Here is an 8084-nt window from a genome sequence, read left to right as displayed (position 1 = left end):
AGAGGGCTTGAGCGCCCAATCTTTGATTGGCTGCGCAAAAGGGTGAGGGGATGGGTTGAACCAGATTGCCTTGTCCTGCGAGCCGCCCCCTCACCCATTCAGTCATCTAAATCCTTTCAGGATTTCGGACTTCATTACCCTCTCCCCCTCTAAGGGGGCGAGGGGACTTTTCGTTCACCGCGTCAGTCCGTTTGACGGCTTGCGCTGCTTGGCCGCATGATTCCCGCAAGGCTTGAAACGGCAGGGGGTGATTCGGACCATGGATTTCTCATCGATCGGCGAGGAAATCGAGGCGGCGACACGGGTTGTCATCGACTATATGCCGAACCTCCTGACCGCGGCATTGATCGCCGTGGTGGCTTTTGCCGTGGCCAAGGCGGCGGGGTTTCTGTCGCGCAAGGCCATCGAGGCGACCCCGGTCGGGCGCAAGGCCAAGGATGACGCGGCGCGGTCCCGCCGGCCGGTCCTGACGCTGGGCCACTCGCTTGGCTCGGCCGTTTTCTGGGTCGTGTTCCTGCTGTTCATCCCGGCCTTCCTGAACGCGCTGGGTTTCGAGGAGTCACTGGAGCCGCTGGAAAACATGCTGGCCAGCATCTGGGCCTTCCTGCCCAACGTGATCGGGGCCATCCTGATCGTGCTGGTGGGCTGGCTGATCGCCGCGGTGGCCCGCCGCGCCGTGACCGGCATTCTGGCCGCCGCGCCCATCGACCGCGCCGCAGACCGGGTTGGCCTGGGCGATGTTATCAACGGCCTGGCCGTGGCGCGGGCCGCGGGCATCATCATCTTCGCCCTGATCCTGATCCCGGCCGCCATTGCCGGTCTGGACCAGCTGGACATCCGCTCGGTCTCCGAACCCTCCGCCCAGATACTGCAGGACATGCTGGACGCCATTCCGCGCCTGATCGCGGCCGCGCTGATCCTGTTCGTGGCCTATCTGATCGGCCAGGGCGTGCGCTCCATCCTGCTGGCGCTGCTGATGTCCATTGGTTTCGACCGGATCTGGAGCGCGCTGGAAACCGACACCCGCAAGGCGGCGGAGGAAGCGGCCCCGGAAGCGCTGGTCGAGCAGAAGGACTATTCCGACGATCCGGAATCGGCCATTGCCGAATATTCCGGCGCCGAGGCCGGTCCGCCCTCCCCCAGCCATATCGTGGCGAACATCGTGCTGGTCGCCATCGTCATCTTCGGCGCGGTGCAGGCGGCGGAAATCCTGAACTTCGCCATCATCTCCGCCTGGCTGGCGCGGGTGCTGGAGATTGGCGGAAACATCCTGTTCGGGGCCAGCATCATCCTGGTCGGCCTGTTCATCGCCCGCTTTGTCGCCGCACTGGTGGCCGAAAGCGGCGGACCGCGGGCGGAGCTGACGGCCACCGTCACCCGCTATGGCGTCTCGCTTCTGGCGGTGGTGATCGGCCTGACCCAGATGGGGCTGGGCGACAATATCGTTCGCTGGGGCTTCCTGATCGTGCTGGCGGGGATTAGCCTGGCCTTCGGCATCGCCTTCGGCGTCGGCGGGCGGGAAGCCGCGGCCCGGCTGCTCAAGCGGCTGCAGGACGACTCTGAAACACGATAGCTATTGCCCTGCCGCTGGCGGCGACTAAATCGTCAGACATGATACAGTTGATCTATGCCAGCGCCGCCGCTGAGGGGCTGGGGCAGGACGATATCGGCCAGATTCTCGAAGCCTCGCGCCGCAATAACAGGGCTGCGGGCCTCACCGGGGTTCTGCTTAATCTGGACCAGTCCTTCCTGCAGGTCCTGGAGGGCGAGGCGGAAGCCGTCCACGCCATATTCACGCGGATCAGGCGCGATAACCGCCACGCCAGAGTGACGCCCTATCCTGAAATCCCGATCCAGAAGCGCAGCTTTGGCGATTGGTCCATGGGATATGACGCGCTGGGCCCGGACGCCGAGGGCGCGGATTCGGTCTTCAAGCTCACCCGTAACGCGCTGGACGAAAAACTGACTCGCGAGGAAAGCGTAATGGCCAAGACCGTGATCGACACGTTCTTCAAGGTGAACCGCGTAGAGCGGTGAACAGATCCCGCTTCCCTTGATATAATTCCCGCCATGTCACGCCGACCCGGATTTCTTCGCCGTTCGGTCCAGAACGAACAACGCCGCCGCGCCCAGCAACGCGATGCGGACCGCGCGGCCGGCGCGGCCTTTCGCTGGGCCGCCATCGGCGTGGCGATCCTTATGGTGCTGGCCCTGACGGTCGGGTTTGGCGGCAACATGGCGCTCACAGAACGTCTCGCCGCCTGGGCGTTTCTGGGGCAGCCGGTCCTGTTTGGCCTGTCCTGGGTTGATATCGCCGCCATACTGGGGGTCATCGCGGTGGCCGCCCTTTTCCTTTATCGCGACTGGCGGCGCACGCGCGACTGAGTCCGGGGCGCCGCCCAAGCGGAACAAGCGTCTTTCCATGTCCGTTTCTTCTCATGCGCGATGACGCGCCAAAAAGAAGGAAACGGACAGATGACCATGCGGACCCTCGAAGATCTCTATATCGACCAGATCAAGGATATGTGGAGCGCCAACCGCCAGATGGCGGACGTGATCCCGGAACTGATCGAGAGCGCGCATGACGAGGAGCTGAAAGCCTCCCTCAAACGCTCGCAGAAAGGCATCGACGCGCATACGCGCGATCTGGCGGAGTTGTGCGAACGCCACGGCGCCAAGCCCGGCGGCGAACATTGCAAGGGCATGGAAGGCCTGGTCAGCGAAGTGCGCAAGCACGCCATTGAACTGGACGCCGACCGCGACGTTCAGGACGCCTCAATCATCACCCAGTTCCAGCGCATGAGCCATTACGGCATCGCTGGCTTCGGCACGGCGAAAGCCTTTGCCAAGCGCCTGAAATTCAATGATGACGCAAAGACGCTCGATAAGGATCTCGACAGCATTTATGGCTGCGACTCCTACTTCACCAAGCTGGCGATCACCGACGTGAACAAGGACGCCGCCGCCTGACCGCGAGCGCCCTTTTAGAAACGCCACTGAAGGCCGGTCCGTGCTGCCGCGTGGACCGGCCTTTTGCATCTGCGAACGCAAGGCCATATAGCGGACCTCTCAGTTTACCCGCGTTTGCACGGAGCCAACCTCATGGGCGTCAAGGTCGCCGTTCTCGGCGCGACAGGAAATGTCGGCCGCGAAATCCTCACCATTCTCGAAGAGCGCCTGTTCGACGCGGACGAAGTGTTCGCGCTGGCCAGCCGTGAATCCATCGGCCGCGAAGTCTCTTATGGCGAAAAGGACCTGAAGGTCCGCGACGCCGATACGTTCGATTTTTCCGATGTCGACGTGGTGCTGATGTCCGCCGGCTCGGCCGCGTCGGAGAAATATGGCCGCAAGGCCGCCGAGGCCGGCGCGCTGGTCATCGACAATTCCTCCTATTTCCGGATGGAGGACGATGTCCCGCTGATCGTGCCGGAAGTGAACCCGGACGCCATCGAGGATGCCCGCGACTCCCTGCTGATCGCCAATCCCAATTGCTCGACCATCCAGCTCATGGTGGCGCTGAAGCCCCTGCATGAGGAAGCCAAGATCAAGCGGGTCGTCGCCTCCACCTACCAGTCGGTGTCCGGCGCCGGGCGCGGGGCGATGGATGAGCTTTGGCTCCAGACCAAGGGCATCTATGTCAACGATCCGCCCACGCCTGAACAATTCTCCAAGCAGATCGCTTTCAACGTGATCCCGCAGATCGACGTCTTCATGGATGACGGGGACACGAAGGAAGAATGGAAGATGCGGGTCGAGACCAAGAAAATCCTCGACCCCGCGATCGAGCTGACCGCCACTTGTGTTCGCGTGCCGGTCTTTGTTGGTCACGCCATCGCGGCGAATATCGAATTCGAAGGCGACGGCATGACGCCCGGTTCCGCCCGCAAGCTGCTGCGCGAATCCCCCGGCCTGATGATCGTCGACAAGCGGGAAGACGATGGCTACGTCACCCCGGTCGAGTCCGTGGGCGAATTCGCCGTCTTCGTTTCCCGCATCCGGCGCGACCCGACCAACCCGGCGGCGCTGAACCTCTGGGTGGTGGCGGACAATCTGCGCAAGGGCGCGGCCCTCAACGCGGTGCAGATCGCCGAACTGGCGCTGAACCGCGGCTTCTTCGACTGACCGGGCCGGCGCCCCGCCCCGGACAAAGCTATCTGTTCACCGCCGGGCAAGCTGGTATTGTGCTTTGCAATATCAGCAGCGCCGCCCAGACCAGCACGAGAAACGCATGACCTATCCCACACCGCCCGATGAGGCCGGCCGGCAAGCCGCACTCGAGTCCTTCGGAATCCTGGATACGCCCGCCACGCCGGAATTCGACCGGCTGACCCGGCTGGCGACGGCCGCCTTCGACGCGCCTATCGCGCTCGTCTCCCTGCTCGACAAGGACCGGCAGTGGTTCAAGTCATGTATCGGCCTGCACGAAACATCGACCCCGCGCGATGTCGCGTTCTGCGCCCACGCCATCCTGTCGGACGAAGGGCTGGTTGTTCCGGACGCCAAGAAGGATAGCCGCTTTGCCAATAATCCGCTGGTGACGGGCACCCCGTTCATCCGCTTCTATGCCGGCGCGCCGCTGATTACCGATGCGGGCTACCGGCTGGGCACGTTCTGCATCATCGACAATCATGCGCGCGACGATTTATCCCGCGCCGAACGCGCCATGTTGCGGGATCTCGCGGACCTCGCCATGGAAACGATCGAGCGCGGGGCGTCCTCCTAGGCGTCTCCTTTCAGGCTGCAACGGGCGCGGTTCGGCGCGGGTGTCGCAGCTTCAGCCCGAAGAGCGGCCGCACAAGCGGGATGCGCCGTACGGCCTCAAAGCCCAGCGCGCACCCGCCCAAGGTCGCCAGCGTGACCAGCGTAAACTCGACCGGCGCGTTCAGACCTTGCCGCGTCAGCCAGAACCCGGCCGCGACAATGATCGTCTGGTGCAGGATGTAGTAGGGGAAGACGCCTTCGGAGAGATAGGCGAGAACCGGGCCGGGACGGTTCAAATACCGCCGGGCCAGCCCCATCAGCGCCACGATGGCCCACCAAGCGTATGCCACGCGCAGCAGGCGCGCGGGCGTCAGCAGCCAGATATTGTCGCCAATCCTGTCCCAGACCATCCACAACGGCGTCAGGATGACCGCCGCACCGATGCCGAGCGCCAGCGCCGCGGGCAGCGCGCGGTCAATGGCGCGCCAGACAGCCTCATGCTTGGCGATGAAATATCCGATCATGAGGAAGGTGAAGCTGTAGGCATGGTTCGCCCAGTCCCAGACCAGGTTGTGCGTGGTCGGGAAATAGGGCGTCAGGGTGAAGCGATAGACCAAGAAAAGGACCAGCGGCAGCAGGAGAACCGCCCAGGCCGGGGTCGTTAATTGTTCAAATTTACGCGCCAACGGGCGCAAAACCGGGACCAGCGGGATCAGAATCAGCGTGTAAACGAACAGATAGACGACGTACCAGAGGTGATTCCAGGTCGGGATCGTGACCGAATAATCCCCGCTTCCGATCAGGTATTGCCTGTAAAACGCCCACCAGCCGGGCTGGATTTCACCGCCTTCGATCAGCTGGAAATAGGATTGCGGCGCGACAATCACGTGCATGCCGAACACGATGACGATGAAAAGCCGCAGCGACCGCGACCCGGCCAGGCGCGCCAGCGCACCCTTGTCGGTCATGAATCGCATGGCGACGCCGGATATCAGGAACAGAAGCGACAGCCGCCAGGGATTCAGCAGCCGCATGGCCGGCTCCAGAAACGCCGAGGCGTGGACGCTTTTCACATGCCAGTCCCACGTCACGTAGAACATGCCGATATGGTAGAAGATCAGCAGACCGAACGCGATCACGCGCAACCAGTCCAGGTCGTGCCGCCGCGCGGGCGCGGCCAGCTGGCGTGAAGCGGACGAAAAATCAGAAACAGACACGGCGTATTCCTCAATCCAGGTCATCAAGGACGACACTATGGCGCGCCTCGCCCGGATAATGCGCCTTCCGGGTGATATCTGGCGGTCCGGCGCCGTGACCGGGGGCGGTCAAGGGACGAAAGGCGGCTGTGCGGGCTGAACCGCGCTTCGCAAACGGGCCGGAAACAGCAAAATGCGATGATGTTTGAACAGGAATGGAACCGGGAACAGCGCGCCGAGCGCCGGGCGGACCGCCAGTCCGCCGTTCTGATCGTCGCAATTCTGCTGAGCTTCACGCTCGTGGATTCGCTATCCACGCTGACCGAGTTCGCGCGCGAGGGAGAATATGTTCATCCCGCCCTGCCGTGGCTGCTGAACTTCACCAGCATCGCGGTGATGACCGCGCTTATCCCGGTGATGCTCTGGACCGCCAACCGCGCGCCCGTCACCGCCAGCACATGGCGATGGAGCCTGCCGGCCCATCTTGCGGCCAGCATTGTCATATCGCTGGCGCACGTATTGGCCATGGTGGCGATCCGGAAACTCGTCTGGCCGCTACTGTTCGGTCAGCCCTACGACTTCTTCAACTTCATTCCGGGCGACCTTTTCTATGAGTATCGCAAGGATGTGTTCGCCTATGCGGGCTTCATCCTGATTATCCAGTCCAGCCGGGAATACCAGCAACAGCGTCTGGAGGCCGCCGCGGCGCGCGAGGATGCGCGGCGGGACAAGCGCCTGACCCTGAAATGCGGCGGACGCACGATCTGGATGGCGGCGGAGGACCTGATCGCGGCCAAGGCGGCGGGCAACTATGTGGAAATCAAGACGGAAACGGGCGAGCATCTGGCCCGGACCACGCTGGGCGCGCTGGAGCGGCAACTGGACGAGGCGGGCATTCGCGCGGCGCGGGTGCATCGCTCCTACCTCGTCAATCTGGACAAGATTCTGGAGGCCGCGCCCACCGGCTCCGGCGATCTTTCCATCCGCATGAAGGATGGCAGCGAGATTCCCGGCAGCCGCCGGTTCCGGGAAAAACTGGACGCGGCCTGAGCCGGTTTTCCGAAACGGTCAGCAGCCATGCCGAAATGCAGGGTGGCGGACCGGCCGGCCCATGCCTAGATGAGGGCGCTATGAAAGCCGCGCCCGCCCCCACCGATCCGGCCGAATTCCGCGCAGGTCTGATCTATGCGTTCCTGACCTACACGATCTGGGGAATTTCGCCGCTTTACTGGGCGCTTTATTCCGGGCCTCCGATAGAAATTGTCGCCCATCGCGCCCTTTGGGCGGCGGTCGCGCTTGCCCCTTTCGTGCTGATCAAGGCGCCCAGCATCGCAGCGCTGTTTTCCCTGCGCCGCGTGAAATGGGCGGCCATCGGGGCCGTTCTGATTACCGCCAACTGGGGCGCGTTCATCTGGGCGGTGACCAACGGATACGTGCTGGAGGCGAGCCTTGGCTATTTCATGGGCCCGCTGATCAATGTGGCGCTGGGCATGATCTTTCTGGGCGAGCGGCTGCGCCGCGCGCAATGGGTGGCCGTGGGCCTGGCCTTGGTCGGGGTTCTGATCCCGCTGGTCGCCTCTGAAAGCCTGCCGGTGATCGGCCTGTTCCTGGCAACCTCGTTTTCCTTCTACGCGCTGGTCCGCAAGAAGCTGGACGTTGACGGCAAGACCGGGCTGTTTCTGGAAGCCGCCATGGTCGCCCCGTTCGGTCTGGCGGCCGCCATCTGGTTCGAGGCGACAGGCCGCGGCACCTTCCTGGAGGCGAGCTGGCAGCCCTTCCTGCTGATCTTCTCCGGCACGGTATTTACCGCCGGGGTGCTGCTGCTGTTCAGCCTGGGCGCGCGGCGCCTGCCGCTCTCCACGCTGGGCCTGATGCAGTACATCGCCCCCACCCTGCAATTCATCATCGGCCTGGCGCAGGGCGAGGCGTTCGGCGCGGACCGCGCCGCCGCCTTCCTGTTCATCTGGAGCGGGCTGGCCGTCTATACGTGGGACATGTATCTGAGCGACCGCCGGCGGCGGCGGGACCGCCGCCTGGCCGCCGCAGGTCCGCCGGGCTGACACTTTCCCGATGTCCCTCGCCCCTTGAGAAGGGGGAGAGGGCAATGAAGTCCCAAATTCCGCCAAGGGATTTGGCTGACTGAATGGGAGAGGGGTGGCTGTCAGGATAGAGCACGCTGGTTCAACG

9 protein-coding genes are annotated in these 8084 nt (G+C 63.6%); 8 read left to right on the top strand and 1 reads right to left on the bottom strand.

What is annotated here, in order from left to right; all coding sequences use genetic code 11:
* Window positions 1–259: 259 nt before the first annotated feature.
* The 6 genes from L338_RS16055 (at window position 260) to L338_RS16030 (ending at window position 4723) form a co-directional block, all read left to right on the top strand.
* Window positions 260–1573 carry a mechanosensitive ion channel gene (locus tag L338_RS16055; RefSeq protein WP_022699435.1) on the top strand — a complete coding sequence of 438 codons (1314 nt, stop codon included), beginning with the start codon at window positions 260–262 and terminating at the stop codon, window positions 1571–1573.
* Window positions 1574–1611: 38 nt separating this feature from the next.
* On the top strand, window positions 1612–2037 hold the full coding sequence (locus L338_RS16050; protein ID WP_022699434.1) for a BLUF domain-containing protein: 426 nt from the start codon (window positions 1612–1614) through the stop codon (window positions 2035–2037).
* A gap of 33 nt (window positions 2038–2070) precedes the next feature.
* On the top strand, window positions 2071–2385 hold the full coding sequence (locus tag L338_RS16045) for a hypothetical protein (protein ID WP_022699433.1): 315 nt from the start codon (window positions 2071–2073) through the stop codon (window positions 2383–2385).
* Between the two features lie 90 nt (window positions 2386–2475).
* Complete coding sequence (locus L338_RS16040; RefSeq protein WP_022699432.1) at window positions 2476–2970, top strand: YciE/YciF ferroxidase family protein; 495 nt, start codon at window positions 2476–2478, stop codon at window positions 2968–2970.
* Window positions 2971–3102: 132 nt separating this feature from the next.
* A complete protein-coding gene (locus L338_RS16035; RefSeq protein WP_022699431.1) occupies window positions 3103–4122 on the top strand; it encodes an aspartate-semialdehyde dehydrogenase in 1020 nt (339 codons plus the stop codon).
* A gap of 106 nt (window positions 4123–4228) precedes the next feature.
* On the top strand, window positions 4229–4723 hold the full coding sequence (locus L338_RS16030) for a GAF domain-containing protein (protein WP_022699430.1): 495 nt from the start codon (window positions 4229–4231) through the stop codon (window positions 4721–4723).
* 10 nt (window positions 4724–4733) lie between these two features.
* Here L338_RS16030 and L338_RS16025 read toward each other — a convergent pair whose 3' ends face one another.
* Entirely contained in the window at window positions 4734–5918 is a 1185-nt protein-coding gene (locus L338_RS16025; RefSeq protein ID WP_241762279.1) for an acyltransferase family protein, read from the bottom strand.
* Between the two features lie 177 nt (window positions 5919–6095).
* Between L338_RS16025 and L338_RS16020 the strand changes: the two genes are divergently transcribed.
* A complete protein-coding gene (locus tag L338_RS16020) occupies window positions 6096–6947 on the top strand; it encodes a LytTR family DNA-binding domain-containing protein (RefSeq protein WP_022699428.1) in 852 nt (283 codons plus the stop codon).
* 80 nt (window positions 6948–7027) lie between these two features.
* On the top strand, window positions 7028–7957 hold the full coding sequence (rarD, locus tag L338_RS16015) for an EamA family transporter RarD (protein WP_022699427.1): 930 nt from the start codon (window positions 7028–7030) through the stop codon (window positions 7955–7957).
* The last annotated feature ends 127 nt before the right edge of the window (window positions 7958–8084 follow it).

Source organism: Euryhalocaulis caribicus (assembly GCF_000412185.1).
In the GTDB taxonomy this organism is placed as follows: Bacteria; Pseudomonadota; Alphaproteobacteria; order Caulobacterales; family Maricaulaceae; genus Euryhalocaulis; species Euryhalocaulis caribicus.
The sequence above is the reverse complement of the archived record's forward strand: the minus strand, read 5'-3'. Positions and strand labels throughout refer to the sequence as shown.

Excerpts from the sequence above, each read along its gene's own strand:
- L338_RS16035 (WP_022699431.1), top strand. The coding sequence starts at position 3,103 with ATGGGCGTCAAGGTCGCCGTTCTCGGCGCGACAGGAAATGTCGGCCGC.
- L338_RS16040 (WP_022699432.1), top strand. The coding sequence starts at position 2,476 with ATGACCATGCGGACCCTCGAAGATCTCTATATCGACCAGATCAAGGAT.
- rarD (WP_022699427.1), top strand. The coding sequence starts at position 7,028 with ATGAAAGCCGCGCCCGCCCCCACCGATCCGGCCGAATTCCGCGCAGGT.
- L338_RS16020 (WP_022699428.1), top strand. The coding sequence starts at position 6,096 with ATGATGTTTGAACAGGAATGGAACCGGGAACAGCGCGCCGAGCGCCGG.
- L338_RS16055 (WP_022699435.1), top strand. The coding sequence starts at position 260 with ATGGATTTCTCATCGATCGGCGAGGAAATCGAGGCGGCGACACGGGTT.
- L338_RS16045 (WP_022699433.1), top strand. The coding sequence starts at position 2,071 with ATGTCACGCCGACCCGGATTTCTTCGCCGTTCGGTCCAGAACGAACAA.
- L338_RS16030 (WP_022699430.1), top strand. The coding sequence starts at position 4,229 with ATGACCTATCCCACACCGCCCGATGAGGCCGGCCGGCAAGCCGCACTC.
- L338_RS16050 (WP_022699434.1), top strand. The coding sequence starts at position 1,612 with ATGATACAGTTGATCTATGCCAGCGCCGCCGCTGAGGGGCTGGGGCAG.